General features: G+C 67.9%; 17 protein-coding genes, 1 tRNA gene and 1 pseudogene. 15 read left to right on the top strand and 4 right to left on the bottom strand.

Annotated elements, in window-relative coordinates; all coding sequences use genetic code 11:
- From JOD27_RS29960 to JOD27_RS29950, 3 genes are all read right to left on the bottom strand, one after another.
- Positions 1–362: helix-turn-helix domain-containing protein (locus JOD27_RS29960; RefSeq protein WP_204765626.1), on the bottom strand; the 362-nt coding region annotated here is incomplete at its 3' end.
- Between the two features lie 211 nt (positions 363–573).
- The gene (locus tag JOD27_RS29955) at positions 574–1,467 is read right to left on the bottom strand and encodes an IS982 family transposase (protein ID WP_204765625.1); all 894 of its coding nucleotides are present in this window, start codon (positions 1,465–1,467) and stop codon (positions 574–576) included.
- 62 nt (positions 1,468–1,529) lie between these two features.
- Complete coding sequence (locus JOD27_RS29950; RefSeq protein WP_204765624.1) at positions 1,530–2,618, bottom strand: phytase; 1,089 nt, start codon at positions 2,616–2,618, stop codon at positions 1,530–1,532.
- Between the two features lie 55 nt (positions 2,619–2,673).
- Here JOD27_RS29950 and pnuC point away from each other — a divergent pair, with 55 nt between their 5' ends.
- Both pnuC and JOD27_RS29940 read left to right on the top strand, forming a co-directional pair.
- Positions 2,674–3,297, top strand: a complete 624-nt coding sequence (pnuC, locus tag JOD27_RS29945; protein WP_204765623.1) for a nicotinamide riboside transporter PnuC — start codon at positions 2,674–2,676, stop codon at positions 3,295–3,297.
- The gene (locus tag JOD27_RS29940) at positions 3,294–4,463 is read left to right on the top strand and encodes a M14 family metallopeptidase (protein ID WP_204765622.1); all 1,170 of its coding nucleotides are present in this window, start codon (positions 3,294–3,296) and stop codon (positions 4,461–4,463) included. The genes pnuC and JOD27_RS29940 overlap by 4 nt, the downstream gene beginning before the upstream one ends.
- A 346-nt stretch (positions 4,464–4,809) precedes the next feature.
- On the opposite strand, the gene aceE is transcribed toward JOD27_RS29940, so the two are convergent.
- Entirely contained in the window at positions 4,810–7,569 is a 2,760-nt protein-coding gene (aceE, locus tag JOD27_RS29935) for a pyruvate dehydrogenase (acetyl-transferring), homodimeric type (protein ID WP_204765621.1), read from the bottom strand.
- A gap of 319 nt (positions 7,570–7,888) precedes the next feature.
- Here aceE and JOD27_RS29930 point away from each other — a divergent pair, with 319 nt between their 5' ends.
- The 13 genes and pseudogenes from JOD27_RS29930 to JOD27_RS47255 form a co-directional block, all read left to right on the top strand.
- Positions 7,889–8,320, top strand: a complete 432-nt coding sequence (locus JOD27_RS29930; protein ID WP_189258445.1) for a DUF3052 domain-containing protein — start codon at positions 7,889–7,891, stop codon at positions 8,318–8,320.
- 81 nt (positions 8,321–8,401) lie between these two features.
- Positions 8,402–8,866, top strand: a complete 465-nt coding sequence (locus JOD27_RS29925; RefSeq protein ID WP_189258446.1) for a peroxiredoxin — start codon at positions 8,402–8,404, stop codon at positions 8,864–8,866.
- A gap of 39 nt (positions 8,867–8,905) precedes the next feature.
- A tRNA-Val gene (locus tag JOD27_RS29920) sits at positions 8,906–8,977 on the top strand.
- A 746-nt stretch (positions 8,978–9,723) separates the two neighbouring features.
- The gene (locus JOD27_RS29915; RefSeq protein WP_204765620.1) at positions 9,724–10,095 is read left to right on the top strand and encodes a hypothetical protein; all 372 of its coding nucleotides are present in this window, start codon (positions 9,724–9,726) and stop codon (positions 10,093–10,095) included.
- A 79-nt stretch (positions 10,096–10,174) separates the two neighbouring features.
- A complete protein-coding gene (locus tag JOD27_RS29910; RefSeq protein WP_204765619.1) occupies positions 10,175–11,374 on the top strand; it encodes a cytochrome P450 in 1,200 nt (399 codons plus the stop codon).
- Between the two features lie 15 nt (positions 11,375–11,389).
- Entirely contained in the window at positions 11,390–11,896 is a 507-nt protein-coding gene (locus tag JOD27_RS29905) for a GNAT family N-acetyltransferase (RefSeq protein WP_204765618.1), read from the top strand.
- 66 nt (positions 11,897–11,962) lie between these two features.
- Positions 11,963–12,256: a hypothetical protein gene (locus tag JOD27_RS29900; protein WP_204765617.1), complete on the top strand. Its 294-nt coding sequence runs from the start codon at positions 11,963–11,965 to the stop codon at positions 12,254–12,256.
- A gap of 9 nt (positions 12,257–12,265) precedes the next feature.
- On the top strand, positions 12,266–13,291 hold the full coding sequence (locus tag JOD27_RS29895; RefSeq protein WP_204765616.1) for a saccharopine dehydrogenase family protein: 1,026 nt from the start codon (positions 12,266–12,268) through the stop codon (positions 13,289–13,291).
- A 39-nt stretch (positions 13,292–13,330) separates the two neighbouring features.
- The gene (locus tag JOD27_RS29890; protein WP_204765615.1) at positions 13,331–13,636 is read left to right on the top strand and encodes a hypothetical protein; all 306 of its coding nucleotides are present in this window, start codon (positions 13,331–13,333) and stop codon (positions 13,634–13,636) included.
- Positions 13,636–14,841 (top strand): WXG100 family type VII secretion target, encoded by a 1,206-nt coding sequence (locus JOD27_RS29885; RefSeq protein WP_204765614.1) that lies wholly within the window; start codon positions 13,636–13,638, stop codon positions 14,839–14,841. Before JOD27_RS29890 ends, JOD27_RS29885 begins: the two co-directional genes overlap by 1 nt.
- Complete coding sequence (locus JOD27_RS29880; protein ID WP_204765613.1) at positions 14,841–15,497, top strand: ESX secretion-associated protein EspG; 657 nt, start codon at positions 14,841–14,843, stop codon at positions 15,495–15,497. The genes JOD27_RS29885 and JOD27_RS29880 overlap by 1 nt, the downstream gene beginning before the upstream one ends.
- 30 nt (positions 15,498–15,527) lie before the next feature.
- Complete coding sequence (locus JOD27_RS29875; protein ID WP_239569389.1) at positions 15,528–16,700, top strand: polysaccharide lyase family 7 protein; 1,173 nt, start codon at positions 15,528–15,530, stop codon at positions 16,698–16,700.
- A 92-nt stretch (positions 16,701–16,792) separates the two neighbouring features.
- Positions 16,793–17,179 (top strand): annotated as a pseudogene (locus JOD27_RS47255) (protein kinase domain-containing protein); the annotation flags it as partial.
- Positions 17,180–17,223: the final 44 nt, after the last annotated feature.

Raw genomic sequence — 17,223 nt, 5'->3', positions numbered from 1 at the left:
TGCGCCACCGTGGCCCGGTACTTGCGCGGCATCTTCGGCCGCTCCTTACGCAGCGGCAACGAGTTGCGCTCCAGCTCCCGGCTGATCGTGGACGCACTGCGGCCCAGCCGCCGGCCGATCTCCCGCATCGACAGCTTCTCCGCCCGCAGCACCGCGATCTCCTCGCGTTCCTCCAAGGACAGATACCGGTCCGACACCGGCTGTGGCGCGTTGCTGATCACCCCGCCAGCCTGCGCGAACCACTTACTGCCCGCGTTGAACGACACGCCCGCGAACCGCGCCGCCTCCGCCACCACCATGCCCTGCTCGACGCCCTCCCAGAACCGCAGCCGCACCCGCCGAGGCAAACCAGGCCGACCCATCGCAACCTCCCAGATCAGAGGGGTGTTGCGACGACCCATTGACGCCAAGACGTTTGCGTCAGCATTTCTCTACCGCCAACTCGGCAGCGACGTGCATGAGAGCGCGACCATCCGGCTTTCGGTGAGAGCACCAGACCTCCCAGCCCCCTGCCCGGCTCAACGGAGCACAACCAAGCCGCGACGCTCTACTAGACGAGTAAGTCCTAACTGATCAGTGATCGAAGGCGATCAGTGATCGGGTGACGGGCTGACCGGTGGCGCGGTTGTGCCAGATCGCGGCAGTCAGCGCGAGCAGGCGTTGAGCGATGCGGGCGGTGACGCCGTCGATGGTGCGGCCGCCGTGCAGCTCGAGGTCGAGCTGGCCTTTGAGCGTGTCGTTGACCGATTCGATCAGCTGGCGGACGGGTTTGAGCAGGTGTTCGGCCGGGTGCGGGGCGCGGTTGCGGTAGTTGGGACGCAGTAGCCGCACCCCACGTTCGGTCAGGAACGTGTCCAGCTCACGGGAGATGTAGCCCTTGTCGGCGATGATCAGCAGACCGGGCCGGTCGGCCAGCACGGACGGGTCGTGATCCAGGATCGCCATCAGCACGTGGCGCTCGTCGAGCTTCGGGTTGGCCAGGGCCCAGGTGATCGGCAGCCCGGCCGGGGTACATATCAGGTGCAGGCGCAGGCCCCAGAAGAACCGCGAATGCGACGAGCAGTAGCCGTAGCCCGCCCAGCCGGCCAGCTCGGAGCGCTTGGTGGTCTCGCGGGAGCGGCCGCACTCGACCGGGGTGGAGTCCACGACCCAGATCGCGTCGGTCCACAGGTCGGTATCGACGGCCAGCAGCCGGATGACCTTCTTGAGCAGCGGGACCGCCGCGCGCAGCCGCTTGTTGTAGCCGGACTGCTGTGGCAGGTAAGAGAAAGCACCGGGCAGGTGCCGCGGCAGGAACCGCAGCCACCGAGCCTCGGAGCGGATGCCGAGCAAGGCTTGGGCGACGGCGAGCGTGAGCAGCTCGGCGTCGGTCAGCCGTGGTGGCCGTCCGGTCCTGGCGGGCCTGCCCAAGTGATCATCGATCTTGACGTAGAGTGCGGTCAGAAGGGTGTTCAGGTCGGTCCTCACAAACTGATCTTGAACACCCTTCGTCCGTCGCCAGACACCACCCGGACTTAGGACTTACTCGTCTAGAACCTGATGAACGCGAAACCGGTGCCGTTCGGGCGCTCGCCGTCGTGGACGACCAGGAGGTTGAGCTTGCCGGTGACGATGTCGGCGCCGTCGGAGTGCTCGACGTCCTTGATCTTGAAGTCCTTGAGCGGCTTCATGCCGGCCTTGCGGTAGGCGACGAACCGCGAGTCGCCCTGGCTGGACGCGATCAACACGTCGTTCGTGAGCGTGAGGCCCTCGGCGTCGGCCTCGAGCCACTTGCCGCCGAAGCCGGGGTTCGGGCCGTCTGCCTCGCATTCCTCGGTCTCGGGGTTGTACTTCTGCGGTGCGCCGAACGAGCGGACCTTGTCGACGAGCTGCGGGCGGCCGAAGCCGTTGGAGCGCAACGGGATGCGCCAGATGCCGACGTCCTCCTGCGCCGCGTAGAGGGTGTTCGTGCGTTCGTCGATCACCATGCCCTCGACCTGCGGGCCCTCGCCCGGCTCGCCGCACACCGTCCACCTCTGGCCGTTCGGCAGGGTGAAGGTGCTCGGGAGATCCAAAGTGGACACCTTCTTGGTGTCGTAGGTGGTGCCCTTCTGGACCTGGAGGAGTGCGATGCTGGTCTCGTTGCGCCGGCTCGTGACGACGACATCCTTGCCGTTGACGTGCCCGGCGGCGAGTCCGTAGACGTTGTGCTGCTTGTCGACCTCCGCCTCCGTCTGGGAGAACACCGGCCTGGTCACGGGGTTCGTGACGTCCTTCACGCCGTGCTCGTCCACTTGGAACACTCGGATGCGGTCCCGGCCGCGGTCGCTCACGAACGCGAGGTCGCCGAGGACGTCGACGTTGTTGTAGCGCCCCGGCTTAACGCCGGCAGCGGGCGGCCGCGGCGCCGGCTCGACGCTGATCGTGCGGCCGTTCAGATCGAACGCGGCCAGGCCGCCTTCCTTGAGCGTGCCCAGGACCACACTGCGTTCCGTGTCGTGCGGGTTCACCCAGATGGCCGGATCGTCGGCGTCCGCGGGCTCCTCGAACGTCTGCGTGATCACAGTCGGTGTGATGACAGGCGTCGCAGGGGTGGTGAGGAACAAAGGGACGAGCGCCAACGCTATGGGAGATGACATGGTGGGACCGTAGGAAACACCGGTATACGGCGACTGAACCCCGGGGGAACAAGCCGTGTGGTACGAGCTGGGATTGACGATCTTCGGGCAGAAGATCGCGTACACGGAGCTGGTCGGGCAGGTGCTGGCGCTGGCGGTGGTCTTTCTGGCGCAGCGCCGTTCACTCTTGACCTGGCCTGTTCAGCTGGTGTCCGTCGCCTTGCTGTTCACGGTCTATCTGTCCTCGCATCTTGGCGGACTGGCGACCCGTCAGGTCGTCGTCGGTCTGATCGCCGTCTACGGCTGGTACGCGTGGGTGCGCCGCCGTGACCCGATCTTCGGCGTGGTGGTGCGCAAGGGTTCCTGGCGTGAACGCCTTGCCGTGGCCGGAGTTTTCGTTGTCGGCACAGTGGCGTTCGCACTGGTGCTGGACTGGCTGGACGCCTCGTGGGCGCCGTGGCCGGACGCCGCGATCTTCGTCGGCACCGTGCTGGCGTTCGCCTTGCAGGGCTTGGGACTCGTGGAGTTCTGGCTGGTCTGGCTGGCGGTCGACGCCGTCGGTGTGCCGCTGCAGATCCAGTCGGACCTGTACTTCAGCGCGTTCGTGTACGTGATCTTCGCGGGCCTGGTGATCCACGGTTTCTGGGACTGGAACCGCACCGCCCGCCGGTTGACACAGGCGGCAAAGTCTCCCGTATGAGGGGACTGATCGCTTTACTGGCTGCTGTTTCGTTGCTGGTTCCCGTTCCGGCGGTCGCCGCATCGCCGCGGACTGGTTTCGAGAAGACCGGCAGATGGACCACCGAGGCAGAGGAACAAGCCTACCTGCGTGAGGTGGGCCTTCCTCTGACGCAGATCGGTGTCACGGCCCAAGGCCGCCCCATCCAGCTCGTGCGCGTCGGATCTTCCTCGGCTCGCACGGTGGTGCTCTTCATCTGCTCCCAGCACGGCGACGAGCCCGCCGGCCGCGAGGCGTGCCTGATCCGCATGCGCTCGCTGCCCCGCTCGCCCGACGTGACCTACCTGTTCGTCCCGAACGCCAACCCGGACGGCCGCGCCGCCGACACCCGCGGCAACTCGGCCGGCATCGACATCAACCGCGACCACCTGCTGCTGCGCACCGCCGAGGCCCGCGCGATGGCTGTGGTGATCCGCGACTGGCAGCCCGACGTCATCCACGACCTCCACGAGTTCGGCCCGTCGGCGCCCTACTACGTGAAGGACGTCCTCTGGCTCTGGCCCCGCAACCTGAACGTGGCCTCCGGCGTCCACTCGCTCTCCGAAACGCTGTCGCGGTCCTACGTGCGCCCGTCCGTGGAAGCCACGGGCCGCACCTCGGGCGTCTACGGCATCTACGTGGACCCGGTGACCGGCGAGCCGATCCGCCAGGTGGCCGGTGATCACCAGGAGCGCATCCTCCGCAACACCGGCGGCCTCAAGCACGGCATGGGCCTGCTCGTCGAGACCAACGACACCGGCACGCCGCAGCGCCGCGTCGAATCCCACCTGCTCGCTCTCGACGGCACGCCGGCGTTCGTCCGCGAGAACCGCTCAGGTATCGAAGCCGCCAACGCCGCTTCTCGTGAGGTTCGGTCCGGGCCGGTGTACTTCGGTGGCGCCGACAACCAGGCTCCGGCTCCCGAGGACGTGTTGACCACTCCGCCGTGCGGCTACGTGTTGACCGGTGCCCAGTACGTCTCGGTGCGTGACGAGCTCGCGCTGCACGGCATCAGGTCCCAGTACCTGCGTGGCGGTGACCGGATCGTGCCGATGAACCAGGAGGCGCGTTCGATCGTCCCGCTGCTGCTCGACGCCCGCGCCGACGAGCCACTGCTGAAGGCCGCCCCGGTCGCCCAGTGCGGCTGACCGGCCGCCACCAACCGATATATCAGTTGCCCTGACCAGCGCTTATCCACCCTTATGCAAAAGACGTTTGCGGACGTCCGCAAACGTCTTTGCATAACTGATATATCGGTGGGCCGACATATCGGTCGCGGACGATCTTGGGGACGTGCTCCGATGGACCGATGCGGGTCGAGCAGTAGCTGCTTCGCCGAGGGCTGTCGGATCGCGGCTCTGCAGGCCTCTGAGGAGGGTGAGGCCGTGTACCGGCGTTCTCGTGTCCACCATCGCCGGTCAGTGCACGGAGTACGCGCTCAGGGCCTGAAAAGGGCCGCCCCGCGCGTGCGGAGCGGCCCTTTAGGACGAACGGTTACGCGAGGCCCGCGTCCGACGTGGACGGGCCGGCTGCCTGCACGTCGTCGATGCGGTACTTGCGGGCGGCCTCGACGACCTTGGCCTGGTCCACCTCGCCGCGCTTGGCCAGGGCGGCCAGGGTGGCGACGACGACGGACTCCGCGTCCACCAGGAAGTGGCGGCGGGCGGCCGGGCGGGTGTCGGAGAAGCCGAAGCCGTCCGTGCCCAGGGTCGTCATGTCGGTCGGGACGTACGGGCGGATCAGGTCCGGGATCGCCGACATCCAGTCGGAGACGGCGACGACCGGGCCCTCGACGTTGGCCAGCGCCTGCGTCACGTACGGGACCCGCGGTTCGGCGTCCGGGTGCAGCAGGTTGTGGCGGTCGGTGTCGACGGCGTCGCGGCGCAGCTCCGAGTACGACGTGGCGGACCACACGTCGGCGGAGACGCCCCACTCGTCGGCCAGCAGCTGCTGGGCCTTCAGCGCCCACGGGAGGCCCACGCCGGAGCCGAGGATCTGGGCACGCGGGCCACCGGTCTGCGGGCCGTCCTGGTACTTGTAGAGGCCGCGCAGGAGGCCTTCCACGTCCAGGTTCTCCGGCTCGGCCGGCTGCACGTACGGCTCGTTGTAGACCGTCATGTAGTAGAAGATGTTCTCGGCGTTCTCGCCGTACATCCTGCGCAGACCGTCCTTGACGATGTGCGCCACCTCGAACGACCACGCCGGGTCGTAGGCGACCACGGCCGGGTTCGTGTGCGCCAGCAGCAGCGAGTGGCCGTCGGCGTGCTGCAGGCCCTCACCGGTCAGCGTCGTGCGGCCCGCGGTGGCACCGAGCACGAAGCCGCGCGCCATCTGGTCCGCCGCCGCCCACAGGCCGTCACCCGTGCGCTGGAAGCCGAACATCGAGTAGAAGATGTAGATCGGGATCATCGGCTCGCCCTGCGTGGCGTAGGACGTGCCGACCGCCGTGAACGACGCCGTGGAACCCGCCTCGTTGATGCCCTCGTGCAGGATCTGGCCCTGCTCGGACTCCTTGTAGGCGAGCATCAGGTTGGCGTCCACCGAGGTGTACGCCTGGCCGTTCGGGTTGTAGATCTTCTGCGTCGGGAACATGGAGTCCATGCCGAACGTGCGTGCCTCGTCCGGGATGATCGGGACGATGCGCGGGCCGATCTCCGGGTCCTTCGCGAGGTCGCGCACGAGGCGGACGAACGCCATCGTCGTCGCGACCTCCTGCTTGCCCGAACCGCGCTTGATGCCGTCGTAGACCTTGTCGCCCGGCAGCACGAGAGCCTTGGACTTCGTGCGGCGCTCCGGCACGAAACCACCCAGCTGGCGGCGGCGTTCCAGCATGTACTGGATCTCGGGGCTGTCCTGCCCGGGGTGGTAGTACGGCGGCAGGTACGGGTCCTTCTCGAGCACCTCGTCGGAGATCGGGATGCGCAGGCTGTCCCGGAAGCCCTTGAGGTCGTCGAGGGTCATCTTCTTCATCTGGTGCGTCGCGTTGCGCGCCGCGAAGTGCTTGCCGAGCGAGTAGCCCTTGATGGTCTTGGCGAGGATCACGGTCGGCTGGCCGACGGTCTCGGTCGCCGCCTTGTAGGCCGCGTAGACCTTGCGGTAGTCGTGGCCACCGCGCTTGAGGTTCCACACCTCGTCGTCGCTCATGGCCTCGACGAGCGCCTTCGTCCGCGGGTCGCGGCCGAAGAAGTGCTCCTTGATGTACGCGCCGTCGTTCGCCTTGTAGGTCTGGTAGTCACCGTCGGGCGTGGCGTTCATGAGGTTGACGAGCGCGCCGTCGCGGTCGGCGTGCAGCAGGGCGTCCCACTCGCGGCCCCAGACGACCTTGATGACGTTCCAGCCGGCGCCGCGGAAGAACGACTCCAGCTCCTGGATGATCTTGCCGTTGCCGCGCACCGGGCCGTCGAGGCGCTGCAGGTTGCAGTTGACCACGAACGTCAGGTTGTCGAGGTGCTCGTTCGCGGCGAGCTGCAGCAGGCCGCGCGACTCCGGCTCGTCCATCTCGCCGTCGCCGAGGAACGCCCACACGTGCTGGTCGGACGTGTCCTTGAAGCCGCGGTCGTGCAGGTAGCGGTTGAACCGCGCCTGGTAGATCGCGTTCATCGGGCCGAGGCCCATCGAGACCGTGGGGAACTCCCAGAAGTCCGGCATCAGGCGCGGGTGCGGGTACGACGGCAGACCGCCACCCGGACCGGCGTGCGAGTACTCCTGGCGGAAGCCGTCGAGCTGGTGCTCGGAGAGGCGGCCCTCGAGGAACGCGCGGGCGTAGACACCGGGAGAGGCGTGGCCCTGGATGAAGACCTGGTCGCCGCCGCCGGGGTGGTTCTTGCCGCGGAAGAAGTGGTTGAAGCCGACCTCGTACAGCGACGCGCTCGACGCGTAGGTCGAGATGTGGCCACCGACACCGACGCCGGGCCGCTGCGAGCGGTGCACCGTCATCGCGGCGTTCCACCGGATCCAGGCGCGGTAGCGGCGCTCCACCTCCTCGTCACCGGGGAACCACGGCTCGCGCTCGGTGGGGATGGTGTTGACGTAGTCCGTGCTGGTCAGCGAGGGCATGCCGACGTGGTTCTCACGCGCACGCTCCAGCAGCCGCAGCATCAGGTACCGGGCCCGCTGCTGACCGCCGCCCTTGAGCACCTCGTCGAACGATTCGAGCCATTCGGACGTCTCTTCTGGGTCGATGTCCGGCAGGTGTGCTGCCAGGCCGTCACGAATGACACGTACCCGCTCGGGGCCGGTGTTCTGCGGGCTCAAGGTGTCTCCTCGGCTTCGTTGGCGGTACTCGCGATGGCCCGGAAACCGTGCCACGCGCTCCTATCGTTGTCCTTGCGCGACGACTTCGTCACCGCTACTGATCGGTAGTTCTGCATCGTGTCGCTCACGCGCGCGCGATAAGAGGTATGTAGAGCGTGCCTCATGCCAGTGTAGGGATCTCCACAGGGGTCCCTGTTACGGCGTGTCACGTGGTCAACAGTTGCGCGGGAGGTAGCCGACAGTGTTCGCTAGCGCGAGTAACGGACTCTGGCGGCAGTCTTAGGGCTGTCGCTCTTGCGTAGTTGGAGGAGTGAAAACCGTGGTCGCCGCGGAAGACGCCGGCAAGATCGGCGTCGCCGAGAAGCTCGGGATCGAACCGGGCATGGTCGTCCAAGAGCTCGGCTGGGACGAGGATGTCGACGACAACCTCCGTGCCGCCGTCGAGGAGCAGATCGGAGGCGACCTCCTCGACGAGGACGCCGACGAGACCGTGAGCGTGGTTCTGCTCTGGTGGCGAGAGGACGACGGCGACCTGGTCGACGCTCTGCTCGAGGCCACCGGTGTGCTCGCCGAGGACGGCGTGATCTGGGTTCTCACCCCGAAGACCGGCCGCCCCGGCCACGTCGAGCCGTCGGACATCGCCGAGGCGGTGCCCACCGCGGGCCTGTCGCAGACCTCGAACATCAGCGTGGCCGACGACTGGGCCGGCACCCGCCTGGTGTGGCCGAAATCCACCAAGGCCAAGCGCTGAGCGCTCCACGGCTGACATAGGGTTGATCCACGGGCGCCGCGACGTCCGTGGTTCGTCTTCGTCAACCGGAGGGTCTGTTTCATGGCGGTCGAGGTCGGTTCGGAAGCCCCGGACTTCACGCTCAACGACTACAACAAGCAGCCTGTGACGCTGTCGTCGTTCCGCGGCAAGAAGAACGTGCTCCTGGTCTTCTACCCGTTCGCGTTCAGCGGCATCTGCAACGGCGAGCTCTGCCAGCTGCGCGACGAACTCGCGACCTACGAGGACGAGAACGTCCAGGTGCTGGGCGTGTCCGTGGACTCCCCGTTCGCGCTGAAGGCGTGGGCGAACCAGGAGGGCTACCAGTTCCCGCTGCTGTCCGACTTCTGGCCGCATGGCGCCGTCGCGCAGTCCTACGGCGTGTTCAACGACACGGTCGGCATGGCGCTGCGGGGCACGTTCCTGGTCGATGTGGCCGGCGTGGTGCGGTTCGCTGAGGTGAACGCGCCGGGTGAGGCCCGGGATCAGGACGCCTGGAAGAAGGCCGTAGCCTCTCTCAAGGCATGATGTAGCTGTACCCCCTGGCGCTCTCGGGTGCTGGGGTTGGGGCGTGTAGCTCAGCGGAAGAGCACTCGGTTTACACCCGAGCGGTCGCAGGTTCGATCCCTGTCGCGCCCATTCCGCGCTGGGCGAGGTGTGTCGACGGAAAGCGTCGACCACCTCGCTCCATTGTGTTTTCTGGGGGTGCAACCCCCAGACCCCGCTCGGCGGGCTCCGCCCCCGGACCCCCGGTTCGGCCTCGCTTCGCTCGGCCGTCCGGGAGGTGTGAAAGAGCCTCGACCGCGCCAACGGCCTTGGGCCGACTCTGCTCAGTGGCTTCGCCACTTTCGCCGGGTCGGCCGTGGATGATTTTGGGGGGCCGAGCCCCCCAAGCCCCCCACGGTGCGGTTGGTTCCGACCCAGCGTGGTCGCGGTGGTTCGGCCTCGCTTCGCTCGGCCATCTTGGGGGAAGGCCGATACCTGGGTGTACACGTGATGGAGTCCAGATCCTTCGGGTCCTGAGGTTGTCGTGGCGCAGTTGCTCTCGCCACTGGTGGTGGGCCTCGCGGCACTCCTCTGTGTCCTTGCGCCATTCGGGTCGCAGGACGGCTGTGCCATTGGCGATAGCGTCGGCCACCCGTTGCACGTCGTCGGCGTGGTAGCGGTTGCGTCGGCGCTGCGTGATCAGCTCCGCCACTGGTACGGGAGCGGGGATGTCCGTCATGGCGAGACGCCTCCAACAAGGCTGGAGGAACAGCTTTTCGCGCGGTTGTTGCTGCGGCAAGGTTCGACTGGGCGGCATCTGGAACGGGACGCGGTGGTGCCGTAGTTTGTACGGGTTGTCGGGGACGTTTGGGCCAGCCTCCTCTGAAGGACGACTACCTGTGAAGCGCAAGGGCAAGGTCGCGAAGCCCGTCCCGGCCACCGTCACGCAGGAGCAGATCAAGCTGCTCGCGTTGGTGGAGCAAGGGGGCGTGCACCGCGGGGCCACCAGCTGGTATTTGGAGCACCGGCCGGCCAAGCACTGGGACGCCGAGGATCTGGAGATCCTGCAGGTGCGCCGGTGGATCACGTGGGAGAGGCCGGATCGGGCCATGGACCACGGGATGGCGGCGCCCGTCGACATCACGGCTGAGGGACGGGTGGCGTTGCAGCACCATCTGCCTGGGTGGGTGTTGGGGCGCAAGGCCATTGCCGCGCCGCCGCCTCGGTTGCCCGCCGTGGAGACGATCAGGGTGCTCGACGCGCTCCAGTGACCGGAACGCGCGGTGGACATCTGGGCTCGGCGCGGTAGAACGGTGGCGAGGCCAACTCTTCCGGGGAGCGATGCTGATCATGTCGAACCTGTTGACCGGCGGCGAGTTGCGGGCGCGGGAGCATCACCGGATCGAGGACGCGGCGCGGGCGGCGGGGGCGCTGCATGATGCGGTTCGGCCTGACGGGGTGCGGGTCAAGGTGGTCACGGTTGGGCTTGAGGTCGCGCGCAGGTTGCTGGCTGATCGGCGGCTCTCCAAGGACAGCGACGCGTTGCAGGGGGAGATCAGACGACAGCTCGCGGAGCTCGGCAGTGCGCAGACGGAACTTGCCGGGCTGTTCGGGCCCAGCATGCTCAACAGCGACAACCCCAAGCACGCTCGGTTGCGGGCGCTGGCGGTCAAGGCGTTCAACGCCGAGGCGGTGCAGCGGCTCGCCCCTCGGGTCGAGGAGATCACCGCGGAGCTGATCGGACGGCTGCCGGTCGGGGAGGAGATCGATCTCGTCGGTGCGCTGGCCGTGCCGATGCCGTTGCACATCATCGGTGAGGTGCTCGGAGTCCCGGAGGAGGACCGGGCCGAGGTTCGGGCGTTGATCGAGACGATGATGTCGATGGACCCCGAGGTGTCGCAACCTGCGAGCGATGCGCTGGGCGGGTACTTCCACACACTGCTCACAGGCACTGAACTCGACGGGAGTTCGTTGTTCGGCTCGTTGGTGGCGGTCGACGACGATGGTGACCGGCTCACGCACGACGAGCTCATGGCGATGGCGTTTCTTCTTGTCGTTGCAGGACATGAGACGACGGCTGGTCTCATCACGAACGTGGCGCACGACGCGTTGGACAACGGGTTGTGGGAGAAGGCTGCTGACGACCCCGGGCTGGTGCCGGTGCTCGTGGAGGAGACGCTGCGGCACAACTCGCCGGTGCGCAACGCCACGCATCGCATCACGACCGAGGCGATCGAGATCGGTGGTGTCGAGGTCGCGGAGAACACCCTGCTGCTGATCAACCTCGGGTCGGCAGGGCGGTGTCCCGTCGCGCACGAGGACGCCGCGCGGTATCGGGTCGACCGGGCCACGTCGGGGCATGTGGCGTTCGGGCACGGGCCGCACTTCTGTCTCGGGGCTGGACTCGCCCGGCTGGAGGCCGAGATCGTCCTGCGGGAGCTCACCGCGCGGTTCCCGCGGACCACCTACTCCGGTGCCGAGCAGCCCGTGGTGGTGTGGAACGACATCATGGCCAGCTCGAAAACACTTCCCGTCGTGTTGCGGGCCTGACCTACGCTGGGCTCCGTGGAGATCATCCAAGGGGGACCGGAACACGTCGACACAGCCGCGATGATCTGGGCGCACGCCGTGACCGCGCGGGACCGCTACGACGAGGTTCCGACGCTTGAAGAGGCGCGTCCCGGCATCGAGAGGGCGTTGGCGAACGAGCCGTCGATCTTGCTGCTGGCAGTCGAAAACGGTGCGGCGGTGGGCTTTCTCGCGGGAGGTCCACAAGAGACAGACACCGCGTACATCAACTACGTCGGAGTGCACCCGGACGCGTGGGGGAGGCGCGTTGGTGAGGCGTTGTTGCGTGCCTTGCCGGATGCGTTGACCGCGCGCGGTTACACGGACGCACAACTGTTGGTCTACGTCGACAACGTGCGTGGCGTTCGCCTCTACGAGCGGCTCGGATGGATCAAGGTCGGCGACCCGGCGCCGGATCCGCGCAACGGCCGAGTGGAGCAGCGGTACTCGTTCTCGGTCGAACGGCGTGCCACCGGGGTGCGAGAGCGGTCGATCGGGGGTTAGGGGATCAACCCCAATGCGTCTGACCAGGGCTATCGCCGAGTCCACTTGAGACGTAACTTTTGATTCATGTCAGTGCGCACGTTCGCTGTTGTGGTCGGTCTCGCGTTCTTGCTCGGTGGGGGTGCGATCCTGTTCGTGATGCTGGCCGTCGAGGCACCCAGCGGTTCGCTGATCCCCTGTGGCAACGGGCTGGGCCTCGGTTTCAGCGAGCCGGCGGCCGCCGCGGTCGGCCAGGCCTATGTGGACATCTGCGCCGATTTGAGGCATCGCAGGTTGCTCTGGGCGTTGCCGGTGATCGGCGTGGGCGCACTACTGCTGATCGGCTCTTTGGTCTCCTCACTCACTGCTACTCGCCGGTAAGGTCGCCGCATGAGGTGGATGGTCTACGGCGCCAACGGCTACACCGGACGGCTCATCGCGGAGCTCGCGATCGAGCGGGGCGAACGGCCGATCCTCGCGGGGCGTTCGCGGGAGAAGGTCGAGCCGATCGCGCTCGAGCTGGGGCTCGAGCAACGGGCGTTCGACCTGAGCGAGGCGAGCGACCACCTGGTGGACGTCGACGCCGTCGTGCACTGCGCGGGGCCGTTCGCCCACACGTCCGCCGCGATGGTCGACGCGTGCCTGAAGACGCGCACGCACTACCTCGACATCACCGGTGAGATCGACGTCTTCGAGTCCCTCAGCCTGAGGGACGCCGATGCGCGCGAGGCCGGCATCGTGCTGCTGCCCGGCGCAGGGTTCGACGTCGTGCCCACGGACTGCGTCGCCGCGATGCTGAAGAACGCGCTGCCGACCGCCACGCACCTCGACCTCGCGTTCGTCGCCGGGGGAGGAGCGAGCGCGGGGACGGCCAAGACGTCGGTCGAGGCATCCGCCGTCGGTGGGCGGATCCGGGAGAACGGTGAGCTGAAGGGCGTCCGGATCGGGCACCGCCGGCGCACCGCACGGTTCCGCTCCGGTTCACGCGAAGTCGGCAGCATCCCGTGGGGTGACGTCAGCACCGCCTACCGCTCGACCGGCATCCCGAACATCACGACGTTCACGATCGTGCCGGGTCTGCTCGGACAGCTTCAGCAGGTGTTCGCCCCGGTGCTGCAGGCACCGCTCGTGCAGAGCGTCGCGAAGAGCATGGCCGGCAAGGTCAAGGGGCCCGACGTGCGCAAACGCGCCAACACCATGGCCGAGGTGTTCGGTGAGGCGTGGGACGCCGAGTCCAGGGTCGAGTGCGCGATCACCACACCCAACGCCTACAGCCTCACCGCCGACTCCGTGCTCCGCGCCATCGGCAAGATCAGCGGTGTCGCACCCGGCGCGCACACACCGTCGAGCGCGTTCGGTGCCGACTTCGTGCGCGAGCTGGACGGTGTCGTGGCGGGCGAGGTGCGTTTCTCCTGACCGGGAGGGGTCCCGGCGCCCTGCCGCCACGCTGTGTGCATGGGCGACTTCGAACTGACAATCGACACTCTCCGCAGGGTGGTCGCTGAGCACGGCAAGGTGCACGACGACCTCACCGCAGCCAACCTCAAGTGCCAGCCGCTCGCGCAGATCCGGCCTCCGATGCGTGACCCGGCGACCAGCGATTACGTCACCGCGGCCAGCCACGCCGGAGAGGTGCACCTCGACTTCGTCACCCGGATCGAGCGGGAGCTGCAGGCACGGATCGACGAGCTCAAGGCGTCGGTCGACCAGTACGAGAAGACGGAGCGGGCCAACCAGCGGCGGCTGGCGGTGCAGGACTGATGGCCGGGCTCAGCGGATACGAAATCTGGCAGATGGCGTCGCAGGGTGAGAGCCCCGAGGTACTCACCAGGGCCGCGGACGTATCGCAGAGCGCGCGCACGCGGATCGAGAACCTCAGTGCGGAGCTGCGCAGGCTCACCGGTCAGCTCCAGTCGAACTGGCAGGGCAAGGCGTCGGACCGGGCCGCTGCCGCCGTGCGGCCGATCGACCAGGCGCTGCAGCGGGCGCAGGAAGCCCTGGAACAGGCTGACGTCTCGTTGCGGTCGCAGGCGGACCGGTACGGCGTGTTCCAGAAGCAGGTCATGCCGATGGCGACGGCCCAGCCGCCGGAGCTGACCCTCTTCGACCAGCTCACGCCGTGGGACACCGACAACGAGCTCGCCCGCAAGGCGTGGTTCGAGGCCGACGCGCACAACCGCCGTCTCTACGCGGAGTACGCCGCGGCCACCGGGCAGAACCAGGCGACCCTGCCGCAGATGGTTCAGGCATCCGGTGGCGTGCTCGCGACGGCCACCGCCGTCCAGGCCACGGCGGGGCCGGGCGTGCAGTCCGCGACGTCCACTGCTCCGCAGGTCGGCGACGCGGGTGCGACGTCGCCTTCGTCAGCCGGATCTTCCAGTGGCGACAAGGCATCCGCGCCGCCGTCGACGAACGGTGGTGGCGGCAAGACCTCCACGAGCAACGCCGGTGGGGTCGACAGCGGCGGTGGTGGTTCGGCCGGACGGGTGCCCACCGGTCAGGGGCCTGGCGTACCGAAGCAACCCGGTGACCGGACAACGGTCGCCGATCTGCCCAGCGGCGTGCCGGCCGTTCCAATGGCCACGCGGCCGCCGTCGGCCAGGGACACGGCGCACACGTCGGGCGTTCCGAAGGGCGATCACCTGGCGGGTGCCGCTCCGATGCTGCCCGGCGGGATGGGCATCGGCGATCCCACCGGAACGAGGGGGCAGCGGACTTCCCAGGCTCCAGGTGACCGCTCTGCCGTTCTCGGCAAGACGCTGACCAACGCTCCGGTGACGGCCGGTGCGCGCGGCGCCGCGGGCAAGGTCGGTGCGACCGGCATGGGTGGCTTCGCACCGCACGCCCCGCACGCGCGTGAGGAGGAAGACCGCGAGCACACGCGCACCGTGTACGTGGAGGAAGACGCGGACGCGATCATCGGCAGCCTGCCCGGCGGCGTGGCACCCGTGATCGGGGAGGACTGATGTTGCGCGCACCGGTGGTCCTGTCGGACACGGCGTTCGACGTGCTGTGGCACCACGAAGACCTCGGCGAGCACCACACCGTGCTGCACGTGTCGCCGAGCGAGGCCAACGCGCTGGAGGTCGAGCACGCACTGCACCGGGAGGGTGTGCGGATCGACGAAACGCTGGATGCGTTGCGGGTGCTGGCTTTCGCCGACCTCGAGTACTTCGGGTGGATCGGGTTCACCCGTGATGACACGCTGCCCGTCGTGGCGGCCAGCGCCGGGCGGCTCGGCGTCTTCGCCTTGCGGGACAACGGTTACGTGCGGATCGAGGCGGTGGGGGGCAACCCGTCGGACACGCTTTTGGCGCACCTGCCCGACATTCCGCCCGGACGGGGCGTGTCGATCAACGCGCGCGCCGGCGAAGCACAGCACTCGCGAGCACTGGTCGAACTGATGCAGCGCCCCCGCACGTGCGTCGCGAAGCTCTTCGCTGCCAGGCGGGACCGGCACGGGCGGCGCCGGCGGTCAGAGTCGTTCCTCACCACCATCGACTGCCCGGACGGCCGCTGGCTCGTCACCCGCTACACCGACGGCCGCGGCGAGCGCTGGGTGCACGCCACCCCCGCCACCCACCACATCGTCAGCGACTGGCTGCACCGTCTCGCGGCCTGATCGAACGTCACCCCTGTCGAAGGAGAACTCATGGGAGTACGCAAGGGTCTCGCGGCCGCCACCGCGGTGGCACTGCTGCCGGTGGCCGCGATGGCGGCGGACGCGGCGGAGAGATCCGCCCCAACGCTGCCCGTCACCGCGGTGACGGCCAGCGGCGACGACGGCAACGTGCCCGCGAACACGCTGGACGGGAACCTGGAGACCCGCTGGTCGGCGAAGGGCGACGGCGCGTGGATCAGCTTCGATCTCGGCGCGCCGCAGACGGTGTCCGCGGTGAGCATCGCGTGGCACCGGGGCGATCAGCGCACGGCGACGTTCGACCTGCAGACCTCCGCTGACGGCAGCACGTGGGCACCGGCGGCGGAGGGGCTGACCAGCCGCAGGACGCTCGCGCAGGTGGCGTACGACATCCCCGACGCCGAAGCGCGATACGTGCGGATCGTCGGCCACGGCAACTCGTCGGGCAACGGGTGGAACTCGATCACCGAGGTCGACGTGCTCGCGCCTGGCGGCGATCCCGCTCCGTGCGAACGGCCGGCGCAGGTGCTCGACCTGCGGAACTGGAAGATCACGCTGCCGGTCGACGACCCGGACAAGGAGGGCGCACAGCCGAGGGAGATCACCCAGCCGAAGCTGGACGGCTTCGCGCAGGACCCGTGGTTCGTCACCGACGAGGGCTGCAAGGGCGTGCGGTTCCGTGCTCCTGTCAATGGAGTCACCACGCAGAACAGCAAGAATCCGCGATCCGAACTGCGCGAGATGACCGACGACGGGACGAGGCTCGCGAGCTGGTCCTCGACCTCCGGCAAGCACACCATGGTCGTCGAGCAGGCCGTCACGGAATTGCCGAAGGAAAGGCCCTACGTGGTGGTCGGGCAGATCCACGACTCGAGTGACGACGTCACCGTGTTCCGGCTGGAGGGCGCCAAGCTCTATCTCACGAATGGCGACAACAGTCGGTACAAACTGATTGACGACGACTATCGGCTCGGGACCCGGTTCCAGGCGAAGTTCGAGGTCAGCGACGGCAGGATCAGGGCGTACTACAACGACCGGCTGGTCGACACCATTACGACGTCGTTCACCGGCGGCTACTTCAAAGCCGGTGCCTACACGCAGGCCAACTGCGGAAACTCCGCGCCGTGCGACGCGAGCAATTTCGGGCAGGTCACGATCTACAAGCTCACCGTCACCCATCGCTGACAGGCGCTTTTCCACGTGCGCGCGCATTCATGAGAAACGCTTCAATTTGCAGCCTATGGTGGTGACGGAGTGAAATCACTAAGCTGCGGTGCGTGCGTACGGGGGATTTGGTCGACGGGCGCTATCGGCTCGAAGACGCGAAAGGTTCCGGTTCCGGGGGAATCGTCTGGACCGCGTTCGACACGAAGCTCAAGCGGACGGTCGCGCTCAAACGCCCGCACGGCGCGGTGAGCGCGGCCGACCGCGAGCAGTTCCGGCGTGAGGCCGAGATCGCGGCACAGGTGCACCATCCGAACCTGATCGCGGTCTTCGACGCCGTGGACGGCTGGCTCGTCATGGAGCACCTGGAGTCGAGGAGCCTCGATCTGATCCTGGCCGAGGGACCGCTGCCGCCGGAACGGGTCGCGCGGATCGGCGTGCAGACCGCGGCGGCGCTGGCCGCCGTCCACGCGCGCGGCATCGTCCACCGCGACGTCAAGCCGGGCAACGTGCTCGTCGCCGCCGACGACCTCACCAAGCTGAC

It is taken from the genome of Lentzea nigeriaca (genome assembly GCF_016907955.1).
Lineage (GTDB): Bacteria > Actinomycetota > Actinomycetes > Mycobacteriales > Pseudonocardiaceae > Lentzea > Lentzea nigeriaca.
Note: the sequence above shows the minus strand (reverse complement) of the source record. Positions and strands in the feature narration are given on the sequence as shown.